Source organism: Desulfocurvus sp. DL1XJH-121 (assembly GCF_054819825.1).
The window spans coordinates 1-1463 of record NZ_JBTVWW010000054.1 but is presented as its reverse complement, the minus strand read 5'-3'; the positions used below and the strand labels follow the sequence as shown (position 1 = coordinate 1463).

The window sequence follows — 1463 nt, the reverse complement described above, 5'->3', positions numbered from 1 at the left end:
GACCATCCGAGCACCTACAGCGTGGAGGTCAGCGAATACATCCTGATCTTCATGACCTTCATGGCCGCGGCCTGGGTCCAGCGCCAGGAGCGCCACGTGAACATGACCATGCTCACGGCCAAGCTCCCGGAGCGCGCCGCCATCGTCCTGGACGTAGTCACGTCCCTTTTGACCATGTCCCTGTGCGCCGTCATCATCTGGACGGGCACCAAGACCGTAGTCATGGCCTACGCGGGCAACTACCGCTCGGCCTCGCTGCTGAGCTTCCCGCTGTGGATTCCCTATTCCTTCATCTGCCTGGGGTTCAGCCTCTTGTTCCTGCAATACATCGCCAGAATCATGTCCAAGTGTTCCCGTTTCGCGGAATTGGGGAGGAAATAAGCCATGGACCACATGATCATCACCCTCATCATCATGCTGGTGTTCTTCCTCCTGCTCATCATGGGCCAGCCCGTTTTCGCGGCCCTGGGAACGGCCAGCATCGTAGGCATCCTCATCCTCCAGGGCCCCAGGGGCCTGGGAGCCGTCCCCGGCGTGCTCTACGACCGCCTGAACAGCTTCACCCTGGTGGCGGTGCCACTCTTCATCCTAATGGGTGAGATAATTTTCGTCACGGGCATCGGCACGGACCTGTACAACGCCGCCAGCTCCTGGCTGAACCGCCTGCGCGGCGGCCTGGCCATGGCCAGCGTCGTGGCCAGCGCCATCTTCGGCGCCCTGTGCGGCGTGAGCATCGCCGGAGCCGCCACCATCGGCAGCTTCGCCATCCCCGAAATGCTCGACCGCGGCTACCACAAGTCCATGGCCACCGGCCCGGTGACCGCCGCCGGAGCCCTGGCCCTGCTCATCCCCCCGAGCCTGGCCTTCATCCTCTACGGAGAGGTGGCCGACGAGTCCGTGGGCAAGCTCTTCGTGGGCGGCATCGTGCCCGGCGTGGCCCTGGCCATCCTGATGATGATCTACATCTACGTGGTCTGCAGGCTGAAGCCCGAATACGCCCCGGATCCGGACACCACCGTGACCTGGGCCGACCGCTGGCAGAGCCTCAAGCGCATCTGGCCCTCCATGACCCTGATCCTCCTGGTGCTCGGCACCATCTACTTCGGCGTCTGCACGCCCACGGAATCCGCATCCATCGGCTGCATCGGCAGCCTGGTCATCAACCTGCGCCGCAAGACCCTGTCCTGGGCCATCTTCAAGAGCATCCTGCAGAAGACCATGCTCACCTCGGGCATGATCCTGCTCATATTCTCCTCGGCCCTGCTCTTCGGCTACGTGCTGACCCGCCTGCGCGCGCCCCAGAACATCATCAGCCTGGTGGAGGCCGCGCAGCTGCCCGAGTGGGGCGTGCTGACCCTGATCATGGCCATCCTGATCTTCATGGGCATGTTCATGGACATCGTCTCCGTGATCCTCATCAGCACGCCGCTCTTGCTGCCCATGGTCCAGAACATGGGCTACAG

Annotated in this window: 2 protein-coding genes; both read left to right on the top strand. The window is 63.3% G+C overall.

What is annotated here, in order from left to right:
* On the top strand, nt 1–381 hold a 381-nt coding region (locus ACYYG1_RS17290), incomplete at its 5' end, for a TRAP transporter small permease subunit (protein ID WP_461211579.1).
* A 3-nt stretch (nt 382–384) separates the two neighbouring features.
* Nucleotides 385–1463, top strand: a 1079-nt coding sequence (locus ACYYG1_RS17285) for a TRAP transporter large permease (protein ID WP_461211578.1), incomplete at its 3' end; no start/stop codon positions are given.